The sequence below is a fragment of the uncultured Sphingobacterium sp. genome (genome assembly GCF_964277905.1).
GTDB classification, from domain to species: Bacteria; Bacteroidota; Bacteroidia; order Sphingobacteriales; family Sphingobacteriaceae; genus Sphingobacterium; species Sphingobacterium siyangense.
In genome coordinates, this window is record NZ_CAXYKD010000003.1 from 14589 (window position 1) to 37789 (window position 23201).

General features: G+C 37.8%; 26 protein-coding genes. 10 read left to right on the forward strand and 16 right to left on the reverse strand.

Going from position 1 to position 23201, the window contains the following annotated elements; translation table 11 throughout:
• The first annotated feature begins 13 nt into the window (after positions 1-13).
• From ACHWSC_RS02045 to ACHWSC_RS02075, 7 genes are all read left to right on the forward strand, one after another.
• On the forward strand, positions 14-997 hold the full coding sequence (locus tag ACHWSC_RS02045) for an aldo/keto reductase (protein ID WP_394675629.1): 984 nt from the start codon (positions 14-16) through the stop codon (positions 995-997).
• A gap of 10 nt (positions 998-1007) precedes the next feature.
• Entirely contained in the window at positions 1008-2096 is a 1089-nt protein-coding gene (locus tag ACHWSC_RS02050; protein ID WP_394675630.1) for an alpha/beta fold hydrolase, read from the forward strand.
• A gap of 81 nt (positions 2097-2177) precedes the next feature.
• Complete coding sequence (locus tag ACHWSC_RS02055) at positions 2178-2825, forward strand: flavodoxin (protein ID WP_394675631.1); 648 nt, start codon at positions 2178-2180, stop codon at positions 2823-2825.
• A gap of 30 nt (positions 2826-2855) precedes the next feature.
• Entirely contained in the window at positions 2856-3905 is a 1050-nt protein-coding gene (locus tag ACHWSC_RS02060; protein WP_394675632.1) for an alpha/beta hydrolase, read from the forward strand.
• Positions 3906-3925: 20 nt separating this feature from the next.
• Complete coding sequence (locus ACHWSC_RS02065; RefSeq protein WP_394675633.1) at positions 3926-4372, forward strand: nuclear transport factor 2 family protein; 447 nt, start codon at positions 3926-3928, stop codon at positions 4370-4372.
• Between the two features lie 99 nt (positions 4373-4471).
• Positions 4472-5200 (forward strand): carboxymuconolactone decarboxylase family protein, encoded by a 729-nt coding sequence (locus tag ACHWSC_RS02070; RefSeq protein WP_394675634.1) that lies wholly within the window; start codon positions 4472-4474, stop codon positions 5198-5200.
• A 108-nt stretch (positions 5201-5308) separates the two neighbouring features.
• Complete coding sequence (locus ACHWSC_RS02075) at positions 5309-5791, forward strand: cupin domain-containing protein (RefSeq protein ID WP_394675635.1); 483 nt, start codon at positions 5309-5311, stop codon at positions 5789-5791.
• 40 nt (positions 5792-5831) lie between these two features.
• Here ACHWSC_RS02075 and ACHWSC_RS02080 read toward each other — a convergent pair whose 3' ends face one another.
• Together ACHWSC_RS02080 and ACHWSC_RS02085 are read right to left on the reverse strand one after the other, a co-directional pair.
• Positions 5832-6602, reverse strand: coding sequence for an alpha/beta fold hydrolase (locus ACHWSC_RS02080; protein ID WP_394675636.1), 771 nt, complete (start codon positions 6600-6602; stop codon positions 5832-5834).
• A gap of 11 nt (positions 6603-6613) precedes the next feature.
• Complete coding sequence (locus ACHWSC_RS02085; protein WP_394675637.1) at positions 6614-7492, reverse strand: EamA family transporter; 879 nt, start codon at positions 7490-7492, stop codon at positions 6614-6616.
• Positions 7493-7644: 152 nt separating this feature from the next.
• Between ACHWSC_RS02085 and ACHWSC_RS02090 the strand changes: the two genes are divergently transcribed.
• A complete protein-coding gene (locus ACHWSC_RS02090) occupies positions 7645-8106 on the forward strand; it encodes an Lrp/AsnC family transcriptional regulator (RefSeq protein ID WP_394675638.1) in 462 nt (153 codons plus the stop codon).
• 200 nt (positions 8107-8306) lie between these two features.
• Here the strand turns inward: ACHWSC_RS02090 and ACHWSC_RS02095 are convergent, their stop codons facing one another.
• From ACHWSC_RS02095 to ACHWSC_RS02105, 3 genes are all read right to left on the reverse strand, one after another.
• A complete protein-coding gene (locus ACHWSC_RS02095) occupies positions 8307-9257 on the reverse strand; it encodes a hypothetical protein (protein WP_394675639.1) in 951 nt (316 codons plus the stop codon).
• Positions 9258-9281: 24 nt separating this feature from the next.
• Positions 9282-9440, reverse strand: a complete 159-nt coding sequence (locus ACHWSC_RS02100; RefSeq protein ID WP_394675640.1) for a hypothetical protein — start codon at positions 9438-9440, stop codon at positions 9282-9284.
• 440 nt (positions 9441-9880) lie between these two features.
• On the reverse strand, positions 9881-10453 hold the full coding sequence (locus tag ACHWSC_RS02105) for an SMI1/KNR4 family protein (RefSeq protein ID WP_394675641.1): 573 nt from the start codon (positions 10451-10453) through the stop codon (positions 9881-9883).
• A gap of 454 nt (positions 10454-10907) precedes the next feature.
• On the opposite strand from ACHWSC_RS02105, the gene ACHWSC_RS02110 reads away from it, so the two are divergent.
• A complete protein-coding gene (locus ACHWSC_RS02110) occupies positions 10908-11327 on the forward strand; it encodes a hypothetical protein (RefSeq protein WP_201667948.1) in 420 nt (139 codons plus the stop codon).
• 269 nt (positions 11328-11596) lie between these two features.
• On the opposite strand, the gene ACHWSC_RS02115 is transcribed toward ACHWSC_RS02110, so the two are convergent.
• The 8 genes from ACHWSC_RS02115 to ACHWSC_RS02150 form a co-directional block, all read right to left on the reverse strand.
• The gene (locus tag ACHWSC_RS02115; protein WP_394675642.1) at positions 11597-12208 is read right to left on the reverse strand and encodes a hypothetical protein; all 612 of its coding nucleotides are present in this window, start codon (positions 12206-12208) and stop codon (positions 11597-11599) included.
• Between the two features lie 131 nt (positions 12209-12339).
• Positions 12340-13455: a redoxin domain-containing protein gene (locus ACHWSC_RS02120; protein WP_394675643.1), complete on the reverse strand. Its 1116-nt coding sequence runs from the start codon at positions 13453-13455 to the stop codon at positions 12340-12342.
• 1142 nt (positions 13456-14597) lie between these two features.
• Complete coding sequence (locus ACHWSC_RS02125; protein ID WP_120332825.1) at positions 14598-15437, reverse strand: helix-turn-helix domain-containing protein; 840 nt, start codon at positions 15435-15437, stop codon at positions 14598-14600.
• 81 nt (positions 15438-15518) lie between these two features.
• Entirely contained in the window at positions 15519-16220 is a 702-nt protein-coding gene (locus ACHWSC_RS02130; RefSeq protein WP_394675644.1) for a peroxiredoxin-like family protein, read from the reverse strand.
• Between the two features lie 164 nt (positions 16221-16384).
• The gene (locus ACHWSC_RS02135) at positions 16385-17683 is read right to left on the reverse strand and encodes a spondin domain-containing protein (RefSeq protein WP_394675645.1); all 1299 of its coding nucleotides are present in this window, start codon (positions 17681-17683) and stop codon (positions 16385-16387) included.
• 102 nt (positions 17684-17785) lie between these two features.
• Entirely contained in the window at positions 17786-18349 is a 564-nt protein-coding gene (locus ACHWSC_RS02140; RefSeq protein ID WP_394675646.1) for a dihydrofolate reductase family protein, read from the reverse strand.
• A gap of 273 nt (positions 18350-18622) precedes the next feature.
• Complete coding sequence (locus ACHWSC_RS02145) at positions 18623-18835, reverse strand: PepSY-like domain-containing protein (RefSeq protein WP_075993143.1); 213 nt, start codon at positions 18833-18835, stop codon at positions 18623-18625.
• A 74-nt stretch (positions 18836-18909) separates the two neighbouring features.
• Positions 18910-19491: a hypothetical protein gene (locus tag ACHWSC_RS02150; RefSeq protein ID WP_394675647.1), complete on the reverse strand. Its 582-nt coding sequence runs from the start codon at positions 19489-19491 to the stop codon at positions 18910-18912.
• 347 nt (positions 19492-19838) lie between these two features.
• Between ACHWSC_RS02150 and ACHWSC_RS02155 the strand changes: the two genes are divergently transcribed.
• Positions 19839-20948 (forward strand): serine hydrolase domain-containing protein, encoded by a 1110-nt coding sequence (locus tag ACHWSC_RS02155; protein ID WP_394675648.1) that lies wholly within the window; start codon positions 19839-19841, stop codon positions 20946-20948.
• Positions 20949-21016: 68 nt separating this feature from the next.
• Here ACHWSC_RS02155 and ACHWSC_RS02160 read toward each other — a convergent pair whose 3' ends face one another.
• The 3 genes from ACHWSC_RS02160 to ACHWSC_RS02170 all read right to left on the reverse strand — a co-directional run bounded on the left by ACHWSC_RS02160 (position 21017) and on the right by ACHWSC_RS02170 (position 23154).
• Positions 21017-21787, reverse strand: a complete 771-nt coding sequence (locus ACHWSC_RS02160) for a hypothetical protein (RefSeq protein ID WP_394675649.1) — start codon at positions 21785-21787, stop codon at positions 21017-21019.
• 80 nt (positions 21788-21867) lie between these two features.
• Positions 21868-22335 carry an SRPBCC family protein gene (locus tag ACHWSC_RS02165; RefSeq protein ID WP_120332818.1) on the reverse strand — a complete coding sequence of 156 codons (468 nt, stop codon included), beginning with the start codon at positions 22333-22335 and terminating at the stop codon, positions 21868-21870.
• A 180-nt stretch (positions 22336-22515) separates the two neighbouring features.
• On the reverse strand, positions 22516-23154 hold the full coding sequence (locus tag ACHWSC_RS02170) for a hypothetical protein (RefSeq protein ID WP_394675650.1): 639 nt from the start codon (positions 23152-23154) through the stop codon (positions 22516-22518).
• Positions 23155-23201: the final 47 nt, after the last annotated feature.

Consider the following 23201-nt stretch of genomic DNA (forward strand, 5'->3'; position numbering starts at 1 on the left):
AATTGATACTAAAATGGAAAAAAGAAAACTGGGAAATAGTGGACTTGAAGTGTCCGCACTTGGATTAGGCTGCATGGGTTTGAGTTTTGGCTATGGCCCGGCGACAGACGAAAAAGAGGCAATTCAATTAATCCGCTCTGCTTTCGAATCTGGAATTACCTTTTTCGATACGGCTGAATGTTATGGCCCTTTTACCAATGAAACCCTACTTGGACAAGCATTGGAGCCATTCAGAGATCATGTGGTGATCGCGACTAAGTTTGGTTTCGAAGATGGCGATTCAAAAAAAGGTTTGGACAGCAGTCCCGCCAGAATCAGAAAAGTTGCTGAAGCTTCCCTCCAACGTCTGCGTACGGACCGAATCGACCTATTCTATCAACACCGCACCGACCCCAATATCCCTATTGAAGAGGTGGCCGGAACCATCCGCGATCTGATTGCTGAAGGTAAAGTAAAACATTGGGGACTCTCTGAAGCGGGAACTGAAACGATCCGTCGGGCACATGCAGAGCAGCGCCTAGCGGCATTGCAGAGCGAATACTCGCTCTTTTTCCGTGAACCTGAAAATGAGATCATCCCTACACTGGAGGAGCTTGGGATCGGTTTTGTGCCCTTTAGCCCCTTGGGAAAAGGCTTCTTAACCGGCGCAATCAACGAAACGACAAAATTTGACCCTACGGATTTCCGTAACATCGTACCACGTTTCTCGGAAGAAAATCGCAAAGCGAATCAGGTTCTTGTAGATCTCCTAAAAACGATAGCAAGTGCCAAAGATGCCACTCCAGCGCAGATTGCATTGGCATGGCTGCTTGCTCAGAAACCATGGATTGCCCCAATCCCGGGAACGACAAAACTACATCGCCTGAAGGAAAATATTGACGCCATTGCTGTTCAGCTAGATACAAAGGAAATACGGGAGATCAACCAGGCTGCTTCAGCGATAACCATCCAAGGCGAACGATATCCTGCTGCTTTACAGAACAGAGTCGGTAAATAAAAAATAAGCTATGCGATTGAACAGAATAATACGAAATATTACAGCCTCTGCTGCCCTATTCATTTTATCGATGACCGTACATGCCCAGAAAAAGCAAAAGCCTTTGCTCATTGATGATCAAGGTAGCTTTGCAGTTGGTGGTACTATCAAGACCGAAGCTGGGCACTTTAACGTAAATGATGCCCTGAATCCTCAAGGACAAACTTTCCATGGTGATCATGCCTACGTTTTCTATCAAAAACCGGTAAAAGCCCACAAGTATCCTTTGGTATTTCTGCATGGTGCAGGCCAATCAAAAAAAACATGGGAAACAACAGCAGATGGTAGAGAAGGCTTTCAGAACATTTTCCTCCGCCGGAAATTCTCAGTGTACCTCATCGACCAACCCCGACGTGGGGAAGCCGGAAAAAGCATGGCAGAAGCAACGATCAAGCCTATGGCAGATGAGCAGTTCTGGTTTACACAATTTCGTATAGGCAATTACCCCAACTATTTCCCGAATGTTCAGTTTCCAAAGGATAGTTTAGCATTAGAACAGTTCTATAGACAGATGACACCCAATACGGGTGCTTTCGATGCAACCGTTATTACCGCAGCGGTATCCAGTCTATTTGATAAGATTAACGCCGGAATCTTGGTCACCCACTCCCAGGGCGGAGGCCCAGGTTGGCTGACCGCGATCAAAAATGATAAAGTCAAAGCGGTCGTCGCATTCGAACCATACAGTGGATTTGTATTTCCAGAGGGTGAACTTCCGGCTCCCATAAAATCCGCGGGGTTATTTGGTGAACTCACAGGGGTTACAATCCCCCTCTCTGATTTTAAAAAGCTGACCCAAATCCCCATTGTCATTTACTATGGGGATAATATTGCCAAAGAGCCGACCAATGTATGGAACAAAGACCACTGGCGTTCGGGGCTGGAAATGGCCAGACTATGGGCCGCGGCAATTAATAAACATGGCGGAAATGCAACGGTAATCCATCTTCCTGAAGTTGGAATCACGGGAAATACTCATTTTCCTTTTTCGGATCTCAACAATTTGCAAGTTGCGGATGAACTATCCAAATGGTTAAAACAAAAAGGACTGGATAAGTAATAATGGTAGTACTATCCGTAATCCGTCTACCTAAAAAGAAAGTTGATTTAGGGAACTTTGTATAAATCAAAAACGATGCAAATGAAAACTAGATATTTATATTGCCTACTACTTTGCCTGTTGTTTGCGGTAACTTCCCGTTCGGGAGCAAATGAAGCCACATTTGAAAACAAAGGTTTCCCGATGGTCCCCTGTGATTCGCTAAATAATCAGGAAGTTTTGGTCGTTTACCTATCGCGGACGAAAAATACCAAAGCTGTAGCAGAGATTATCCATCGGCAGGTAGGCGGTGATCTAGTTGGTCTTGAGCTCGAAAATCCTTATCCCACTCACTATCAAACCACCGTCGACCAGGTTGCCGAAGAAAATAAAACGGGTTATCTGCCGCCACTAAAAACGAAAATAGACAACATAGGAAAATACGACTTCATCTTTGTGGGGTTTCCAACTTGGGGGATGCAGCTCCCTCCCCCTGTTAAGAGTTTTCTAAAACAGTATGATCTAGCAGGAAAGACGATTGTCCCTTTTAATACAAATGCCGGATATGGCGTTGGGAGCAGCTTTGACACGATCAAACAACTTTGTTCCAAAAGCAATATATTGGAAGGGTTTACAACAAAAGCAGGGAAAGAACGGGACGGAATCCTCTTTGTGATATCAGGTGAAAAAGAAAAACAGCTTACCGTTCAACTTGCCCAATGGCTTGAAAAACTTGGATGCACAAAATAATAAGAAGTGGAAAGCATAAAATTACAATCAATGAAACAAATCAAGTATATCATCGTAGCCATGTTTATGGCGACGGGGCTCATTACAGAAGCACAGGACAAATCAAAAAATCCATTTGGCCTTGTGTATGGTGATGCTATAAAGGAAAATGTAAAGGGAAAAGTAAATATACATCCTGTGAGCTATAAATTAAACGGAATAGCTATCGCTGCTAATGTATATACTCCGACGAATTATGACCCTTCAAAAAGATATCCTGCCATTATAGTCGCACATCCCAATGGCGGGGTCAAAGAACAAACTGCCGGTCTTTATGCACAGCGACTTGCAGAAGCGGGTTACATTACAATAGCCGCAGACGCCGCCTATCAGGGAGCCAGCGGTGGCGAACCCCGCCATACCGACAAACCCCAGTTCAGAACAGAGGATATCCATGGCATGGCAGACTATATCGCTGGTTACGCTGGTGTCGACCCGGATCGTGTCGGTGCACTCGGGATCTGCGGCGGCGGTGGTTATACCCTCAAAGCAGCACAGTCTGATAAACGGCTAAAAGCTGTTGCTACACTGAGCATGTTCAACTCTGGTGAAGTGAGACGCAACGGTTTTCAAAATTCCCAACAAAATACAATTGAGCAACGATTGAAACAGGCATCAGATGCCCGGGCACAGTTGGCAGCAGGCGGAGAAATCAAGTATTCCGGCGTAGCTAGTGTAACCGACGAAGAGATCGCCAAAACTACAACAGATCTCTATCGGCAAGGATTTGAATATTATTATCGGACGCACGCCCATCCGAATTCAACGTTTTTATATACAACCAGCAGCTTGATGGATCTGATGACATGGGATGCGACCGATGGTATCGAACTGATCGATCAGCCCTTGTTGATGATCGCTGGAAGCAAGGCAGATACCAAGTATTTGACCGATGAGGCTTTTTCAAAGGCTAAAAACGCAAAAAACAAAGCCCTCTTTTTACTAGAAGGAGCTACACACATTGAAACTTACTGGAAAAAGGAATACGTCACAAAAGCTGTAAATAAATTGGTTGAGTTTTATCACCAGAACCTTCAATAAAAAATACACTATACTTTATTATGATTACGAAAAAATTATTACTCGGCCTCTGTTTGGCCCTCTCCGGAATTCAGATCTCATTTGCACAGTCGCCTGCTGATCAGGAAATCATCAAACTTTCAAAAGATAAATGGCAATGGATGTCCGACAAAAATGTCGGTACATTGGACAGCCTTTTTCATGAAAATTCAATGTTTGTCCACATGGGGGGATCCTGGGGAAAACAAAGGGAACTTGATGTCATAAAAAGTGGCGGAATCTGGTATAAAAAGGCTGATATCCATGAAGTATCAGTCAATATCATTGACAATACAGCTATCCTACTCAATAGAATCGACCTACTTGCTGTCGTTGGTGGTAACGAGGTAACCAATCCCTTTATGGTTACGGAAGTCTACGTAAAACAAAATGGCACTTGGAAACTAGGATCACTATCGTTCACCAAACTACTTACTCCTGGGAACTAATAACGATTCAACCAGTGATATCTTCGTAAAGAATACGATCGCTAGTCTTTCTACTCCAAAAAGAGATGAAATAGAAAGAATCACTAATAGAGAATGATCATGAAGAAACAAAAGTATATTATTGCGTTATTATTCACTTTATTTTGCTTTTATTCCGTGTTATACGCAAGTCAGAATCGCGAAAATCCGCCATTAAATAACAAAAAACGTTGTCTTATTACCATTGCGGCCACCGCGGCCAAAGGTGACCTGTCAACATTAAAAGATGCACTCAACAAAGGACTCGATGCCGGACTGACAAGTAATCAGATTAAGGAAAGCATCATACAGCTCTATGCTTATGCCGGCTTTCCTCGTAGTATACGTGGATTGCAAACCCTGATGGCCGTACTTGAGGAGCGCAAGACAAAGGCCATCAATGATCCAACAGGCCCTGAAGCATCACCTATTCAAAATGACCAGCCAAAATATGATCGTGGCAAAGCGATTTTGGAACAGCTTACAGGAGTAACCGAAAAAGATCCAAAAACTGGTTATGCTGCTTTTGCTCCAACTATTGAACTATTTTTAAAGGAACATCTATTTGCTGATATTTTTGAACGGGATATTCTTACCTACGCTGAAAGAGAACTGGTAACAATCTCTGTACTAGCCAGCATAGGCGGCGTGGAACCGATGCTGAAATCGCATTTGGCAATTTGTTTAAATGTAGGTTTATCGGAAGAACAATTACAGCAGTTTATAATTATTATTAAATCTACTGTGGGCAAAAAAGAGGCTATAGTTGCACAAAAAATATTCGATGAAGTATTAGCGAATAGAAAGTAATCTAACTGCTACTATAAAATTTGCGGTCATTAAAGCGACTATAACAAAAAAATAAACGAGCCTAAAATGGGTTACTTTGGGATAAACTTTATTTAAAAATTTAAAATCATGAATTTAAACAATACAACGATACTATTTCTGACGGGAATCTTGGCAATTTCATGTACTCAACAGATCAAACCACAAAAAACTGAACAGGACAGAACGCATGATCCTATTTTTTCAAAAGGTGAAAGGATTACAAATGACAATTTCACAGGAACAGTGTGGTTAAATAATCTAGTAACCGCAGATCGGATCAATCAGAATGCTGTTGGAAGTGTGACCTTTGAGCCTGGTGCCAGGACCAAGTGGCATTCTCATCCGGCGGGACAGATTATTCTGGCATTGGATGGTGTCGGCTTCTATCAGGAAGAAGGTAAGGAAAAAATAATCGTCCGTAAAGGAGAAGTTGTAAAATGCCCAATAGATGTTCCTCATTGGCATGGCGCGAGCGCTGATTCTGCTTTTGTACAGATTGCCATTACAGGCAGGGAAAAGGGAGAAACAGTATGGCTTAAACCTGTGACAGATCAAGAGTATAACAATTAACCTAAATAACATCTCTTTTCTCGATAGTAATGTTTGGGCTCTAAAATAATGATGTCATCAATTGATGGATAAATTGACCAGTCTTATTTAAGACTAAATCTGGAACGGCTTTATGCGGTGTATGCCCCACTCCACTTAGAATTAGTTCTTCTGCATATCCCGAAACCTGATCTACAGTCTTTCGCAGTTGAGCTAATGTACCATATTCATCCTCTTCGCCCTGAATAAACAAAAGTGGACATTCAATACTTGTTAGAAAATGTTCCATATTCCAGACACGATAAGTTGATGCAGTCCATGTTTCAGTCCAGGCTTTAAATATCGTATCGACCTTTTCGCCATGGTATTTTGCCAACCGTTGTGGTAAATCAGTATGTTGATAGGCTACGATGCTGTCATGGATGCCATTTAATGTTAATTCCTCCACAAAGATATGGGCAGCTTCGGCAATCACGGCTTGAATAACCATAGGATATTTACTGGCCACAAGTAATGCGATGGATCCGCCATCACTATGTCCAAATAAGATAACATCTTTTAGGCCCAATGCACATAGCAAATCAAAACAAATATCAGCTTCGACTTCCAAATAATCTAAGCCTCTCCCGGAAGTAACCATAGCGGTTGATTCGCCATAACCAAGGCGATCGTACACCAAAATATTGCAACCTGTTTGCTCACCCAATTTTTCAGGAAAATCTCGCCATAACCGTATACAACCAAGGCTATCATGGAGAAACACAATGGTGGGACGGCCGGGGTAATATTCGGAATAAAAAAAGGCCATCCCTTTATAACAACTTCTTAACATAGGCTTTGAAATCATTTTTGATACCGTTTGGCTAAATTAAGATATATAATTGCCAATATCATGATTAAGATACCTAATATTTGGGGTAATGTCACTTTCTCACCCAAAATCAAATAGGCACTGAGAACTACTGCTGGCAGCTCCATCGTCAGGAGAATGGCACTTAAGCCTGGTCCGATCTTTGGCATCCCAATAGTAAAACAGAGCGGAGGAATTACTGTACCAAAGAGCGCTAAAAATGTTCCCCATTTCAAAAGACCTAAATCAAAATGTGTACTACCAATGATCGATGGAAAATTAATTCCCAAGATCATTATTGCCGAACCTGTAGTCATTAACGCACTTTTTTCAAGCATCGGAAGTTTATTACCCAGCTTACTTGTAGCTAGAACATATATTGTATAAAGCACAGCTGCAGCTGATGCGAGTGCAATACCTTTTAATGAATAACAAGTATTATTGACATTAAGTAGGTTACTTGCCAAAATAGTTCCCAAGATAATAATAACGGTACAAAGCAGCTCTAATTTTGAAAATTTCTTTTTAAAAAGTATGCATTCGCCAATATTGCTGATCCAAGAAACCTGCATTAAAAGTACAATAGCTAGTGCAATGGGTATAAATTTAACAGAAAGATAGAAACAATAGGCCGAAATCCCCATACTTGCACCCGCCAAAATTAATTTCCACTCAAATAAAATTCGAGGCCGCCGCTTTCTTTTAATACGACCGAACATCGCGCCTGTCCATAGCACAAGAGAACCCATTCCAGCTTGAGCAAATGTAATCTCTCCGGCCGTGTAACCTTGACCATAAGCTATTTTAGCAAAGGAAGTCAATGTACCATAACTGATAGCTCCCAACACCACGATAAGAATATATTTTAGCATACAAATTGTAATTAATACGCATAAATCTATATCCATTAAAAATATAATCGGATATTTATTTTAAAATAAGAATAATGTACGAATATTTAATATATATTCGTATTTTATACATTTAAAATTTATTTTTAAACATTATACCGGAATAAATCCAGATGGAAAAATTAACTAAGCAGGATCTTGAGCTATTACGTATCTTACAGCTTAATGCCAAATTTGAAATAAGCGAATTGGTTGATAAACTGAACATGTCAAGGACAACAGTTTATGAACGTATTCGGAGACTAGAACAGGATGGTTATATCAAAAATTACGTCGCTGTTATTGATGCAAAAAGTGTTGGGCTTAATTTTACTGTGATCGTAGATATTTCTCTTCATACTCAACAGATTGATTATGTAGAGGAATTTCTGACAAAAGTTCGTGAGCTAGACGAAGTTGTTGAGGCTTATGTGACGGGAGGTATTTATGATGTAATCCTGAAGATTGTGGTACAAAACCCTGAAAGGTATAATGATTTTATTATGCACAAGCTTTCTGCAATACCACATATCAGCAAAATTCAAAGTTCTTTTGTCATGCGAACGATCAAAGAATCAAATGTCTTGGCGTTTTAGTAATTCGAATATTGTAGGAAAGACGCTACCCTAGAAAAGTACGGTATTCCTCTACTCTGCTTTTCGCCTACGGAGCCAAATTTGCGAAAGATGTAGTTATACTTAACAAGCATTTCGATTTATAGACAAAATTGGAAGGATCTATATGAATCAAACAAATAAGCCGGCTATGTTATAAAAAGCCGGCTTACGAAAAGGATTTAATGATCCTGTTTACCTCTTTTGGGTGTTTTGGTAATATTGGGGATGAAAACCAAATAGTCGTAACCTTTTATAATTCTTTCCAACTCCAAATCCTCTACCTTAAGCTTCTGTTTAGAGATTGCTTGTTGCAAAGGTCTCAAATTATAAGCATACCAATTGTCATCTTTTACAACGGTTAAAAACGATTTATATTGATCCAAATCAGCCAATGTTTCACCCTCCCCCTTTCCGATGAGCATAATATGTAATGACTTCCGGTAATTTGCCTCTTCAATATTGGCAACCAAGTTACCAACATCGAATACTTCCATTAAACTCTCTCCTTTAGGCATGTGATTAGCGCCATATTTGAAAAGATTCTTCTTGTCTTTCCATTCGGGAAGCTTCTCAAAAACCAGATGTTTGATATATTGAATCCTTAAACGATGAATTCGATTTAAATATAGATCTCTGCTTAATTTTAGCGCTTCAAGCTGTTCTTTCTCAATGGCGGATAAATTGAGAGCGGTCAATGCATTTATTTTTTCTAAGCAATCATCAGAGAACAAATAGAATCTGGTGTTATTTTTTGTGTCAAAAGCAGCAGAATTAGCAATCATCTGTGTATAAATTTCTTTTGCTTTAGCACTTCTGGATTGCTTACTTAATTCCGAAAAAAGCAAGCGATCTGAAAATAAACTAATTTGTTCAGCGCCATAGGTTTTGACATTCTGATCTACTATGTTTTTGAATAAGTCAAACTCAGCCTCACCTTGTAAAAAAGATAAAGCAGACCCCGACTCATTGCGAAATTTGTCCAGTTCAGAAGGAGTTAAGGATTTAATTTTCTTTGATATTGTATTGACTGTATAGGGATCAATTTCCAGAATATAGTTATCGAACTTAATATTATTGACGACCGCGTTTGTGAAATAAGGAATTTCGCTGGTGAAATGCTGCTCGCCCAATAATACGGAGTTGTTTTTGCTGATTTAATCGAGCAAAGTAGTCCATCCTTTGCCGTCAAAAGCGTTCTTATTGTTTTTTTTAAAGGTCGAATAGTTATTTTGAATTAAACTATCCATTAATGAGGTTTGTGCATGACCGAAATTGGCAATAAATAGGGTTAAAATTAGGAGTTTGGTTTTCATTATATATTTTTTTGAAAGATACTCATTTAGCCAGGACAATGCTAGTCATTTTTTATATTCTAAATAGTGTATAAAATCCGACAATAATTAGTGCGTCTTCAATAAAATATAAGCCAGCTTTCCTATAATGAAAACCTAAATTCTTCTGTCCAATAGTAAAATTAGCACATTCAATATCGAATTTCTCTAAGCTTATTTTACTTTTCATTCTTATTAGTTTTTGCATCTCCTTTCGAACAATTTTATGCGAATGTGATCGATCAACGTAAATTATAATGAAAAAAATAGAGAAAGTAAAAGTAACAACATAATTCATTTTTCAAAATAGGATTCCAGTCTTTCACTCAGACTCGAAGGCCTTGACTATATGTGAAATGCCCTCATTCAAATGCATATTTATAAACTAGATTTGTCGATAGCAGATTGTCATGCTCTAAATTTCAACTTGTCGAATTTGCATTTTTATTCATAATCAATTCATCAATTTCCTGCTTCCAAAATTCCGAATTTGCTAGCAAATCAGCGTTTATTTTTGAGAATTTTTGCTTGAGCATTTCAATATCTTCTTCGCGATACAGGTTATGAAATAAAGCTTCCGCACCATATTTTGATCGTATAACGTTTATAAATATTCTGTAAGCAAATATTGAATCCAAAAAATCATTTATGTTTTTGTTAGTTGAGACAATCTTCTCGTCATCAAAATCTAAAAGTACAATTTGGTTATTGTTTATTTTATTAATACAAAAAGGATTCCCTGCTCCGTCTGATCCAAAAACAATATATTCTAAACCATTTTCAAAATTCTCATCGTAATAATCATTTAGTGTTTGAAAACATATAAAACCTTCTTTGCTATTAAAACTAGAAAACGGAGCAAATGACTCTGGAACACCACCGTTTAAAGCTTTTACTATTTTGTCATCGGAGATTAAACTACCAATCAAATCAAGGTCTAATTCGAGCCATTCTTCATATTCATCAGGCTTCCAATTTTCTTTGCTAAATTCCATATATGACCGTTTTAGTACGCATGCCTGTAATTCTCAAACTTTTTAAAACTAAATATAATCTATTCTCAACTCTGTATATGTTTAATTTTCGGCAGTCTTTACATATTTATATATATTTCTAGCTTATAATTTCGGATTTTATACGAAATTCATACAATGAATTAGCGAGCAACACAGCATCCTCTTCTTCCATACTATCCTTATAACTAGATTAATCATGTTGTAATCAAGATACAAAATAGATATAGAAATTATAGCAACAGAGTGATATATTTTGTCTTTCTAAATACTCTTTTGTAAATTCAATAAATAAAAAACCTCATTTCATGTGAACTTAAAAGATAACCTATAAAAAAATCTTATATCGCTATATCAGCAGAGCTGATTTAAAAAAATGAGCCCCTGTGATCTAGGAATAAGATAGATAGCAAACAACTAAATATTGACTATAAGTATGGAACAGATCAAAGTCCTGTGGCTTGGACAAGCTCAACAATTTCCATACAGGATTTATGCAACCACAACGAAAAACAACCTTGAAGCGTTGACAAGTTTTGAAGAACTCAGTTTGATGACCCGTCATCAAGACGGGTACATACGTGAAATAGCTATCGTGAAATTAATGAGACTTTTTCCATTGGAAAGCATTCCGTATCTGGTGCAGTTATTAGGTGAATATGTTGTAGAAATTCATTTCGCCATCATCGCACAGATTACACCGCAACAACGGTTTTGGGTCAATAACTTCTTTACTGAAAACGTAACGTTCGAAAAAACAATTCGAAGTAGAATAGCAAGCTATTGGAACTGTTACTATCGATCTAATTACTTAAAATTGAATGACTATCCTGCTTTTCAGCTTCTATCAGAGTGACGATTTCATAAATTTGACAACTATTAATCAGAAGTTGAACTCACCAATATCTCCCGAACGATTCCTACTGCTCTTTTGTACAAATTCTTACATATTTAGAGAACACTGATATTTGAAGTCATTTATAAAAACGACATAATGCATTATTGGACCTGAGCATCGAATTTGATTTTGACTGGTCGAAATCCTGTATTGGAGAACATGTTGGAAAGTTTCTGGATAGTAACCAGGAAAATTACTCAGGGTCTGAGTTTAGTCTAGATAACACCTTAATTTTCATGTTTACAATATCCAATGTAAAACATTGGATAGGGATATTTCTTTCTGTCAAACTCTTTTCCGATAGGCTTTAGATAGCCTTCCGCCATTAAAATCTCTCTGCCAAGTTGTTCAACTTCTTCCCCTTTATAGTTGAGTGTTAAAACATTACCTTTTCTTTTCCATTTTCCAGTCCACCATTCGTTATATCCAAAAGATCCCGTCCAATGTAGTTCAAATATTTTGTCTTTTCTAAAAAGGATATAAGCTTGATTTTGAGTCCCTTCATAACAGGCTCTAAATTCAACTTCGCTTTCGAGTTTTTCTGAATCAAGTCTGTAAGGGCTGAATAGCGTGTACAAAATTGTGATTGAGCAAATTATTGTTGGTAAGCAAAGTTTTAAAGTCAAGTTTTTTTTGTGACGAATAATTTTTGTAATTCCCTGAATTTCAGAAATAAGTATTGCGATAAAAGTAATTGGAATTAAAGCTGTTAGAATCCAGTAAATAGTACCGGAAAGATACTTATCAATATGATAGTAGAATATTGTCAGAAAAAGATAAACACTACAAATAATTGCCTTTAAAATCAACGACCGCTTTGTCTTTGTAGTTTGTTCCATAGAATTGCTACTTTCTATTATATAATTTACAAAAATCTGCAGCTTCGAAAAAGAAAAAATGAACTTGAGTCAAGGTAATACAGCCCCATCTATCTCATTTTGAGAATAAGAAGGTTTGCTTCTTCCCATAACTAATTGTCAGAAATCAATTTATCTAATGCTATTTTTAATTCACTACCCCGAAGATTTCGTGCTACAATCTTTCCTTCTTTGTCTAAAAGAAAGTTGTCAGGAATTCCTTTTAAACCAAAAATTTGATAAAGCTCAGCACTGAAGCCCCCTTTATCCCAAAGATTAGTCCATGATAACTTTTCATTATTTATCGCCGTAAGCCAGTCCATGCGTGATTTGTCTATCGATACGGCCAGTATCTCAAAGTTTTTTGATTTGTATTCGTTATACAACGATTTCAAATGGGGAAATTCCTTGCGGCATGGCCCACACCAACTTGCCCAAAAATCCACCAGAACATATTTATCTCTGAAATCTTCAAGACTAACGAGATCGCCGTTATCATTTGCAAGCTCAAATATGGGAAGACTTTTACCGATTTCAAGATGAGGCTGAGCTTTTATTTTTTTGTTCAAAAGTATGCCTGTGTAGCTATTCTTTTGCTCCGTTGACAGTGCATTATACAAAGTAGTTACCAAGTCGGGGGCTCTCTTCTGTGACGAAAAAGATTTGCTCAAAAGGTACAGACTATAGAAACTGTTAGGGTTATTTTGGATAAATTTGCTTATTATGCTATCCTCCAATCCGGCTTCTTTTTCTCGGTCTTTATTTGATACAGACATAGCTCTTCGGCTTTCAGTATAGGTAATTGCAATCTTATCCAATGTGGAACCCGTTAATATATATTTGCTATCATCTATTCTCAAATTACTTTTAGGGCCCACAAGCCAACCAGTGAGACCATGAAAGTTTACCCTATCCCCTGGCGAAACCCAAAATGAGTAAACAATTTGATCTTTTACAAGTCGTGGATTGAAATCATTATCAATAATAAAATTAACACGTGTCGGTTCACCAATACTACCATGAAAAGTAAAAGTTCGATCTGCGGATAATTGTAGCGAATCAACAATTTCCTTTTCATTATTTCTATACATGATTCTATATTTCGCATTCGGAACAGTGTCGATCTTTCCTTGAATAATAAAGCTATTATTACTCTGTCCTAACGTGACCAAAGGAACTGATAATACGCATGAAACTATCGCCAATAATGCCGTTGACCGTTTTCCCATAACTATTAATTTAGGTTTATACTAATCAAATTACCACTTATAGATCACAAATACAATTCATCCGCAAAAAAACTAATCCTTTGGTTAGAAATTTACCGTTTCAGTATCAAGAAAAGATGAACAACAAAAAAACACCCTATAAAATACAACTGAAATTGAAATCAGCTTGCGTAATTTGTAAATACAGAGGAATCACATAGTCTCATTGAACGAAATCTATGTTGTCATAAACATGAAGAAAAAGTTGCCCTCTTTGATGATCAAAGGAAGCTTTATTAATTTCCCCCTTTCTTAAAGGGTCATTTACCTAGTTCCATTCAAAACTATAATATGTAAGGTACCAATGTCCGGACACAGATTGAAATCTAAAAAATAAAACAATGTCGTCTAACTTTGACCGATAGGTTATCTCATAATAATTATCGCCTTTTTTCTTGAAAAAGGAATAATCTTCGACATTACTAAGGTTCGCGGAATGAATAACGGTCCAATTCATTTTAGTCCAATAAAATTTTCTGTCCTTAATGAAAAAAGAATTACCAACTGAATCTCTTGCTTCTTCATTAAAAACAAATTCAGTTGACATGCCTCTGAGCGGGAAATCGATTCTACTTATTTGGAATATTGAGTCACAAAAGAAATGGGCCAAAAAGTCATCAAACTTCTCAACATACTCTGCGCTCTTTTTTTCAGTAAATGCGAACTTGTTATCTTTATTAAAATTAGAATTTCTATTTCCTTTTTGGTGACAATTTGTAAAAAATCCAAAAATCAGGGTAGCTAATATTAGATTATTTATTCCTTTTTTCATTCTTTTGCTGTGCTCCGTTTCGGTTTGTTAATTATTTAAATTCTCTTATTTTCGCTTCTATGATAAATAAAATTTCATGATCACTAGCTAAAACAAAACCGTCGTATTACTTTGATTCAATCCTGATACTGGCTATAGAAAGTTTAAACATATGAAGCTTTTGACCAATGAATCGATTCCTATTTTTGAAAATTTTATAGGTCATAAGTTAGCACACAAATTATTGAAAACAAAGAAAATTATAGGGCAGTATTTGCCGTTTTTTTAACATTATTTGTAGTACTTCTTATTCATGGTCAACATGACCGTCTGTATTTAAACGCAATAATGATCAAAGGTTCTTAAACGCAGAAATATTTGTTCCGGAGTACATTTTGAAAAACCGGCTAAAATGAGCAGGACTTTCAAAACCAAGTTCGTAAGCGATCTCTTTCGCTGACTTCTCGGTATAATGGAGATACCTTTTAGCCTCAAGAATTATTCTGTTGCGGATTAGAACGGATGGCGCAGACTGTTTCAACAGCGCAAATACATTGCTTAGCGTTTTTGGTGATTTGTTGAGTGCAGCGGCATAGAACCTGACTTCATGTTCCTCTTTAAAGTTACATTCCAGTAGCAACGCAAATTTTCTCACAATATCCATTCTTTCGTCGGGGAATAGCTGATAACTTTCACTTTGGAGCTTTGCTATCCTTGTGGTATTGATGATCACTCTCTTAAGAAGGGTGCGCAGCATTTCACCCTGGAAATTATCTTTTACCATCATCTCATTTGAAAACACATTCTCCAGATGAGACATTTCTTCCACAGCAGTTTCATTTAATACAATGAACATTGGATGTCGAATACCATAGAACAGAAAACCAACACAACCGACCTCAGCATCGTGATCAACGATACAATAGAACTCCCTATTAAACTGCCAGGCAGTCAGCACATCGGGCTGTTCAAATACAAAATGTTGATTGGAAACCAAAGGAAGTATACACCTTGATGGCATCGTATAGCTGATCTCATCGATCGTCACTTTTTGTTCGCCGCCCTTGTTATAAATAAATGTATTGATTGGCAGGGAATTCGCATTACGAAGTCCCCTGCCTGAAAACTGGTTGTTGTCACTGTGCATCACAAACAGTGCTGCTGTTGCGTTATCGCTATACTCCCTAATCATGTTGTCATTTACTTACGGCATTTCAATACGCTTAAATTTAATCATTTTCTTGTAAGAGCCTAACGCCCACAAGCTAGAAATTTACAGATCTTCTTTAATGCTGCTTGCAGCAGCAAGCAGCAGATTGGAGGATAATCTTTGTTTAAAATCGGGATTGATAAATTCAAAATGAATTGTTCCCTTTTGATCAAGTATAAATACTGATGGAACTGGAAGCAGCAAGTCGGTGTCTTCGCCTCCAGTTGTTTTCGGTAGCATCTCCCAGTAGTCTTTCGGAGCTTTATACGCAATCCCCATTTGTTTCGACAGTGAAAGATCTGCGTCCGATAAAAGTGTATAACTTAATTTTTCTTTCGCTACAGCTTTCATTAATCCCTCGGATTCGTCTGTACTTATGGCAATCAACTGATACCCCATTTCTTCCAAGCCGGGAAAGGCCTCTTGTAAGCCCGAAAGTTGTCTGGTACAATAAGGACACCAGCCACCGCGGTAGAAAACCAAAATGGTCGGCTTTCGTGAAATCGCTCTATTGAGATCAAACCTTTTACCTGAAACGTCTACCAATACTGCCATCGGTATTTTTTCTCCACACAATAACGGACTGATGTCTTCCGGATTTTGCGGAATTCGATAAGGGATTTGCTTCATATCCATTTTATCTATCCTGCTGTCAGCTCTCCGCATGCTGGACCGCGCCTGCGCATTGGCTATGCTTGCGATGCAGGTCGTGAACAACAGCAGCGCAACAAACGCAGCTAATTTTGTTTTTATAGGATTTTTCATTTTATAACACGTTTATTACTTAATAAATATTGAATCGATACTTTTTGCCCGTGGAAACTCAATCGATACTTTAGCCACTGCATGTAATAGGTTGCTGATCGTCCTGTCTCTAATAAGGACAATAATAGCCATAAGATTTTCGTTCGTATAACCGACCTCAAAAATTAGTTGATTGTTACTTTAATAATGCTAGAAATTGATGGCAGTGTGGTGAACCCATTTGGATTAGGCACTTCTCCAATTGGTTTACTTTCGGTCACAGGAGTGCCGCCTAATCCTGCCTGCTCATTGCCAGCTCCGGGAAACTGATTAATCGCTGTCCCATTGTCAAACAATCCGATTGAATAGGATACATCTCCTTTTACTGTTGCATCAATTCCACTATCTTTTGTTGCAAAGAACCAATCGTTGGAAAGGCCATACATGCTTGCAATGGCAATTCGATCTCCACTTGCTATACTTAACTGCTGTGAAACGCTACTTCCTGCCTGCGCTCCGATTTTAGGAAGTAATACTGTTGAACTAGCCGCCGGAAGGATATAAACCGCTTTTACACCGGAGAGTGTTTTAAGATAAGCCGCCAGGCCCGATGCATCACCTTTTTGCGCTAAATCTTTCAGTCCTTTACCACGGTCATTTTCACCGATTTTATATATTGGGTTTTCGATGCCTTTATATAGCACCACCAAAACTGGAGATAATGGTGTAAAAATACCTGTTTGTGTATTAATGTAATTACCCAACACGCTATTGTCTCCCATCTCCGCAATATTTGTCAAGCCATTTACACTTGGTTTTCCTACTTCAAATAATGGATTAGGATTTAACAGGTTCCCTCCCACGCTATATGAAATTGCCCAAACTCCGGGACTGAAGGGGGTCGGATTGGTCGTACCGCCCGAGACATTAGTGATTATAAGTGTAAAATTGGAATTACCTTCATAATGAAGTGTTGCTTTCATTAAAGTAGAAGCTGGAGCATAAGTATTGCCCTGTGCATCGGTTCCGTTTACTTCCGTAATAGCTCTTGGAGCAGTTTCTGTTGTTCCCGGGTGAATTACAGCTGCACCTGGCATCTGATTGATACGAGTACCATTATCCCATAATTTAATCTGTGCCGAAACATCGCCCTCAACCGGAGTTCCATTGTCCTGATACAGCTTTATGCCAGGATTTTCGGGAGCAAAAAACAAGTCATTCGACCAACCATACATCGTTGCAAAGCTCAGCGCTTGTCCTTTGGCTGCAGAAAACTTAATGGAAATTGCTTCGCCAGGCATAACCACTGGCGAAGCACCAGTGTTTTTAAAGCTACCGGACTCGACCAATGGTTTTGAATCCAATACATTTTCTATCGTAATAGTCGTCGCCGACGTTGATGGCATAGCATCATTTTTATTGCAAGCGATAATTAGCAAAGGGATTGCTGCCATAGCCCACAAAATTGAATGTTTATGTTTCATAATGAATTCTTTTTAAATTACATTACAAATGTAAATTTCATGGAAGGAGCTGTAGGTATCTGAATTTCCCGCTGTGTTACCGATATTTCCCGAGGGAATAATTTATGACGAAGTAGATGTTGGACTGTACTGATAGTACAGGAGGACTGAACCACTAGAGAAACACCTTGTTTTTAATAGTTTAAAAACTATTCTATCGCTTATATGTTCAAATAGTGAAAGCCCCTGTCCTACCACAAGGGGATAAATGCACAATTGAAGTTCGTCGATCAAATTGAGATTCATCAGCTGGACAATTAAGCTTCGACTCCCAACCAAAATATCTCTACCGGGTTGCTGTTTCAATTTCAATATTTCATCTTTTAGCATCCCTTCGGCCAATTTTGAACTCGCCCAGTCTACATTTTTTAGGCTGTTTGAAAAAACAACTTTTGGAATTTTATCGATAGCCAATGCAAAGTCATCCATTGATTTTTCACCTGAGGGATTTTTCACAAAAGGCCGCCAGTATTCCATAAGCTGATAGGTAATCCTACCATATAAAATGACATCAGCGCTATTTAATAGATGCGTATAATGAAGATGTATTTCCTCGTCGGGAATTCCTGCTGAATGATCACAAAACCCGTCAAGGGTCATATTGAATGCTGCAATTACTTTTCTCATGTCCTTCCAATAAGCTTCTTTTACACCGTAAATCTAACATTTTACACATTGAATAGGCTTTGCATAAGACAAGAAATAAACCGGGGTAATGATAGAAAAGAAAGCTAACGTTTCAAAGAATAAATAATAGCCCCCGAATAAAATTCTAGGTGGAAGGAATTAAGACAAAAAAGTCAAACCACTAAAGATAATTACCGTTGAAGGGGGGAGCACAAAGCTGAGCTCCTGCCCCTTTTTTAAAATATGAAGTCTATTTCAGATCATCGAAGCAGGCTAGTCACGATCTGTTCTCACAAATTGTCCATTGAAATCGAAAATAAGAGCATCTCCACCCCTGATATCTATTCGATATGAACTGCGTTTTTTTTCGATAAACTCAACCTGATTCCCAGGATGATTTTTTATGATAAAAGTTAAAATACTCCTTCTGACATCCTGGGAAGAAAGTTTTTCACCCTTGCCTGTTACTAAATTCCAATTGACCATATGATTTAAGATTTAAAATGTTATAATAATCTAAACCTATACATCAATTTGGGAAAGAAATGGGAATTATTTATCTATTTTCCCAATCTAAATCCAACCGTTATACCGCCAACAGGTGTAAATTCGCTTTGGCTGTCATAAAAACTCACGCCTGGCCCGATTCCTACATTCATCATGAAACGCTCACCATAAGTGCGCTGTATACCCCACATTGCGCCTAAAGTTAGGGTGAAATCAGCAACATACATATTATCACTTTTCAATATGGACGGACCAGCGGCTCCAAGCACCCCAGCAATATAATTGCCGGAATTGTGTGCTATTTTTTTTCCTTTCTGAAGCCTTTTATTTAAATTATAATAATGCCGCACTTGCATATCGACCGCTGGACGAAATGCATATCCCCACTCAGAATCTTCACGATGATAATCGTTAATCGTTATCGATGTTTTACTGTATAATAAACTTCCTGATAAAGGTCCTGAAAAGCGCAATGTTGTTTTATTTCCGATCCCCATTTCGTAAGACATATTGGTCAGGATATTGTAGGCAAACTGGTGATCCTCAACTTTGGCTTCAACTGCTGTATTCGTTTGTGCAAAAGACATCGAGGCAAAAGCCACCGTCATAAAGAGTGTAAAATAATTTCTTTTCATTAATAATTAATAATTTGACAACGCAAAGATATTAAAATAAATAATGTGTAAAAATCAAACTCCTATTGTCAAATCGAAGGCATTTCGCATCAAAAACAGAACATCAATAAATACAGACTCAGTTTATTAGATAAGCTCGATGTGCTATTTCACATATTTAACCATCAAGATTATTATTTTAATTCTTATTTTCACAAGCGCAACAGGCAACGAAATCCGTTAGCCCTACTGCGGCGTCGATGCATTCGCAGCTGCAGAGGCGATTGCTAGTGAAGTAGCAAAGAAATATACTTAGCAAATGCTCAGAGAGTTTTTGAGTCTGAGGCACAATGTTTAGAAAAGAACATATGAAAAAAATAGTGTTATTAAATACCTTGTTTACTCCGTTGATCGGATTTGCTCAATTACAGACCGTTTTTAAACAAAAAGTAGATTCTATTTATGATAAAAATAAGGATGCTGTGGGGATTATTGTTCATGTAGAAGCACCGAAACATAATATTTCCTGGAGCTATGCAAAAGGTGTAGCAGACACCAGCACGAACCAAGCGCTAGAAGACCAACAGCCTGTTTTGATTGCAAGCAACACGAAACCCTATGTCGCTGCAGCAATCCTAAAATTGGTAGAAAAAGGTGAACTTTCTATTGATCAACCAATTGCAAATTTATTATCAAAAAAAACACGTCATTTATTTGAAAGCGATGGTTATAATCTAGCGGTAATTACGATAAAGAATTTGCTCTCACACACTTCGGGAATTCAAGATTATGTAGATGAAGCTTATTTTGAATTCGTCAATCAGCATCCTAAATATAAGTGGAAAAAAGACGAGCAGATCAAAAGATCCATCGATATCGGAAACCCTCAGCCTGTCGGTGAAAAATTTAGTTACGCTGATATTAATTATTTACTTCTTACCGAAATTATTGAGCAAAAAACACAGCAGCCATTCTATGCAGCCATCCGAAACTTACTTAGATACAAAGAATTAAACCTAACAAAGACATGGTTTATAAACGTAGAACAATATCCTGAAAACACCCTGCCTCTCGCCCATCAGTACGCAAGCAAGTACAACTGGGACTCGTATGCCATTGATCCTTCATGGGATCTGTACGGAGGCGGTGGAATAGCAGCGACAGCCAAAGAGGCAGCCCTATTTTTCCAATATGTATTTGACGGAAAAATCATTCAGGATAAACAACTTCTTGAAGCGATGCATACCTACGTCTTACCACCAGATAAATCTAAATACTGTTTAGGAATTTATCATTTTGACATGGGGTTCAACGCTTACTATCATGGCGGTTGGTGGGGAACAGATGTCATCTATTCACCGGAGTCTGATGCGACTATCACTGTCTTTACGCTGCAAAAAGGATTTCAGCATGTCATCAATCCATTTATCGGAAAAGAATTTCAAAAGCTATTGATTGCTGAATCAGCAATAAAATAGCAGCTGGCTACAATACTATGGAAAGCTTAAACTTTGATTGCTAAACCACTATAATTTACCAGTAAGCACTAGACAGGCAGTCGCTTACGATATTGGATATAGTATACAATTACATTTAGCAAAACAATAAGAGCCGCTATTATAGCCGCTATATATACAGTGCTATTAACTAATTTATTAGCAACTGAAATTGCTATTAAAGCCCATACAGCTACAAGTCCAAATAAGGGCATATGACGTTGCCATATCATCAATAAGTGAATGATTAATGCAATTGCAAACATGATAATAACCCATGTTGTAGCTGATAATCCAAAACCGTTCCAGCCTATCTTCGTGAGATAGGCTGCAATGTCGGCAATCAAAGCCACTGAAATCCAGCCTGCATAAAGTTGAAAAGGGAACTTAAGAAATATATGTTTGCTGCGTGCAGCATGAAACGCAATAGATTGAGTATGGTGAATTATCTTTAATAGCGACACAAAAAGTAAGATCATTAATAAAATAGTCAAAAAGGTATAGTCATACAACCAGGTAATGACCCATAGACTATTTGCTAGACAAGAAATCAAGAACCACCATCCGACTTTTAAAACTACTTTTTCCTTTTCGTTTGTCTGTCTGACAAAAGGACCAAAATAAATTACAAATCCAAACAACCCCAAATAAATGAGGCCCCATATGGTAAAGGCATATCCCGCGGGTGTAAATAGATTTTGATATTTAGCAGAAACCGTTGCCATGGTCTCCCCATTAAAAATTCCCGTATTGGATAGGTAATTAATAATCACCGTGATGACCAAAGCAACTCCATTGGTTATTTGATAGATTTTCTTCATTGTATACAGCATAAAATATGTTTAAAAGCTCATCTGACCTCCTTCTCACCGGTCACGTGAACTGCAATAACCCGTTATCACTAATTCTTAGTTTGATTAAATAATTTTTCTAAAACCTGATAACGGTAATCGAAGATCTCCTCTAACTTGTTTTTAACAAAAATTCCATGCGCAATTGTGCCTAGAATTCCCAAAGGCAATTCATAGTCTACCCTGTCTTTCACGAGCACTCCTTTTTCATTCGGAATAAACTCATGAAAATGATTCCAATAGGCATAAGGTCCCTTTAGTTGAAAATCAGTAAAACTTTTATTCTTTTCCACTTGCGTTATTTTGGTCTTCCACTTCAGCGGAAACCGAAGGATCGGAGATACCAAATAATCAATGATCATTCCCTCAGAAATTTCTTGCCGACGAAAGTCTGAGACGACAACAAACCCCATATCTTTTGGTGTAATTTCTGAAAGATTCATGGGTGAAGAAAAAAAAGACCAAGCGGTATCCAAATCGCAGGCCAATTGTTGTTCTCTATATAATTTGTACCTCATTACCTCATCTTATTTGAACTAACTTTATTGCTTGTCAATATAACAACATTACCACAAATTAGTTTACAACTATACTATAAAAAACATTTAACGAGGCTACATCGTTAGCATAAAGAATAATTATACACCAATACAACTATTTAATTTAAAGCTAGCTTTTAAATATACTTTTATCGATGGTTATTTAGCGGACATATCCTTTTCTAGAGCCTTAACAAGGGCTTTCGTATAACTTTTAGAAAAATCAGCTAAGCTGGAAGGGTTGATTGTTTCAGACTGCACACTCCAAATCAGTTGTTCGGAACTAACGTCATATAGATTGCTTTCCAGATAGTACATTTTATCCGTGGTATAATACCCCGGATCGTATGCAATCGGGTACCAATGGGAGTAATAGCTCCAAAAATTACCATACCATCCAAACCTCGGATAAGGCATATAAGGTCCACTTCCCGGTACATATCGGGTTTCGCTGGTTTTGTCGATCAGGGTAACAGTAAAAATAGCATCCGCATTCAGACTGTGTACTGCTTTCATCACTAAATCTCTATTTTGACTTTCATCTTTGGTGAACGTGCGTTTAAAAACATCAGTACTTTTAATAGCCTTGTAGCCATGCATGGAAGCCGCTTCAGCCAAATTGGATTCAATGACCTCCTGTGCTTTAGCATGGTTTGTCATCGCAATAATGAATATTGTTTGGTATTGTTTTGGAGTCAGATCTCTATTTTTATAGACATCTGTTATCCTTGTGGAGGTACTACAAGCCAACAATAAGAAGCTTGAGACAATTGCGGTTAAAAATGACTTCGATTTCATATGTTTTAAAAATTAGTGTCCTTTTGAAGTGTAGCAGAGAGTCTCTT

Excerpts from the sequence above, each read along its gene's own strand:
- ACHWSC_RS02150 (WP_394675647.1), bottom strand. The coding sequence starts at position 19,491 with ATGAAAAGAAATTATTTTACACTCTTTATGACGGTGGCTTTTGCCTCG.
- ACHWSC_RS02115 (WP_394675642.1), bottom strand. The coding sequence starts at position 12,208 with ATGGAACAAACTACAAAGACAAAGCGGTCGTTGATTTTAAAGGCAATT.
- ACHWSC_RS02130 (WP_394675644.1), bottom strand. The coding sequence starts at position 16,220 with ATGAAAAATCCTATAAAAACAAAATTAGCTGCGTTTGTTGCGCTGCTG.
- ACHWSC_RS02105 (WP_394675641.1), bottom strand. The coding sequence starts at position 10,453 with ATGGAATTTAGCAAAGAAAATTGGAAGCCTGATGAATATGAAGAATGG.
- ACHWSC_RS02145 (WP_075993143.1), bottom strand. The coding sequence starts at position 18,835 with ATGGTCAATTGGAATTTAGTAACAGGCAAGGGTGAAAAACTTTCTTCC.
- ACHWSC_RS02170 (WP_394675650.1), bottom strand. The coding sequence starts at position 23,154 with ATGAAATCGAAGTCATTTTTAACCGCAATTGTCTCAAGCTTCTTATTG.
- ACHWSC_RS02165 (WP_120332818.1), bottom strand. The coding sequence starts at position 22,335 with ATGAGGTACAAATTATATAGAGAACAACAATTGGCCTGCGATTTGGAT.
- ACHWSC_RS02055 (WP_394675631.1), top strand. The coding sequence starts at position 2,178 with ATGAAAACTAGATATTTATATTGCCTACTACTTTGCCTGTTGTTTGCG.
- ACHWSC_RS02080 (WP_394675636.1), bottom strand. The coding sequence starts at position 6,602 with ATGTTAAGAAGTTGTTATAAAGGGATGGCCTTTTTTTATTCCGAATAT.
- ACHWSC_RS02050 (WP_394675630.1), top strand. The coding sequence starts at position 1,008 with ATGCGATTGAACAGAATAATACGAAATATTACAGCCTCTGCTGCCCTA.
- ACHWSC_RS02085 (WP_394675637.1), bottom strand. The coding sequence starts at position 7,492 with ATGCTAAAATATATTCTTATCGTGGTGTTGGGAGCTATCAGTTATGGT.
- ACHWSC_RS02070 (WP_394675634.1), top strand. The coding sequence starts at position 4,472 with ATGAAGAAACAAAAGTATATTATTGCGTTATTATTCACTTTATTTTGC.
- ACHWSC_RS02110 (WP_201667948.1), top strand. The coding sequence starts at position 10,908 with ATGGAACAGATCAAAGTCCTGTGGCTTGGACAAGCTCAACAATTTCCA.
- ACHWSC_RS02075 (WP_394675635.1), top strand. The coding sequence starts at position 5,309 with ATGAATTTAAACAATACAACGATACTATTTCTGACGGGAATCTTGGCA.
- ACHWSC_RS02135 (WP_394675645.1), bottom strand. The coding sequence starts at position 17,683 with ATGAAACATAAACATTCAATTTTGTGGGCTATGGCAGCAATCCCTTTG.
- ACHWSC_RS02125 (WP_120332825.1), bottom strand. The coding sequence starts at position 15,437 with ATGATTAGGGAGTATAGCGATAACGCAACAGCAGCACTGTTTGTGATG.
- ACHWSC_RS02045 (WP_394675629.1), top strand. The coding sequence starts at position 14 with ATGGAAAAAAGAAAACTGGGAAATAGTGGACTTGAAGTGTCCGCACTT.
- ACHWSC_RS02120 (WP_394675643.1), bottom strand. The coding sequence starts at position 13,455 with ATGGGAAAACGGTCAACGGCATTATTGGCGATAGTTTCATGCGTATTA.
- ACHWSC_RS02100 (WP_394675640.1), bottom strand. The coding sequence starts at position 9,440 with ATGAAAACCAAACTCCTAATTTTAACCCTATTTATTGCCAATTTCGGT.
- ACHWSC_RS02160 (WP_394675649.1), bottom strand. The coding sequence starts at position 21,787 with ATGAAGAAAATCTATCAAATAACCAATGGAGTTGCTTTGGTCATCACG.
- ACHWSC_RS02090 (WP_394675638.1), top strand. The coding sequence starts at position 7,645 with ATGGAAAAATTAACTAAGCAGGATCTTGAGCTATTACGTATCTTACAG.
- ACHWSC_RS02140 (WP_394675646.1), bottom strand. The coding sequence starts at position 18,349 with ATGAGAAAAGTAATTGCAGCATTCAATATGACCCTTGACGGGTTTTGT.
- ACHWSC_RS02065 (WP_394675633.1), top strand. The coding sequence starts at position 3,926 with ATGATTACGAAAAAATTATTACTCGGCCTCTGTTTGGCCCTCTCCGGA.
- ACHWSC_RS02155 (WP_394675648.1), top strand. The coding sequence starts at position 19,839 with ATGAAAAAAATAGTGTTATTAAATACCTTGTTTACTCCGTTGATCGGA.
- ACHWSC_RS02060 (WP_394675632.1), top strand. The coding sequence starts at position 2,856 with ATGAAACAAATCAAGTATATCATCGTAGCCATGTTTATGGCGACGGGG.